Below are 291 nucleotides of genomic sequence, written 5' to 3'. Positions count from 1 at the left end.
ATTACGCCGGGACTCTGAGTAGCGCGGATTTACAAGGCCTTGGGCTGATCGAAGACACGTTGTTCACCTTCGGCATGAGCCCGGTGGGTGAGGCGAGTCTGGAACGGGCACGCAGTGGCGCGGCTGGGTGGTGCGCACCCGAAATACTGCGGGTGTACGCAGGACAGGCGCTGCGCTCGGGTGATGCAACCGCTGCCGAAACGCTGCTGCTCGAAGCCCTGGACCTGGCGCACCAGCAAGGTGCGCTGGCCTGAGCGTTGCGCTGTGCGGTGGACCTCGCGCAATTGTGGC

The 291-nt window shown here is 64.9% G+C and carries 1 protein-coding gene; it reads left to right on the top strand.

Features of this window, described 5'->3' with window-relative positions:
* Positions 1-254 (top strand): hypothetical protein (locus tag AC0L3U_RS39130; protein WP_473365081.1); only part of this gene is annotated, 254 nt, incomplete at its 5' end.
* Positions 255-291 lie beyond the last annotated feature (37 nt).

Source organism: Bradyrhizobium sp. Kon69, assembly GCF_055807515.1.
Note: the sequence above shows the minus strand (reverse complement) of the source record. Positions and strands in the feature narration are given on the sequence as shown.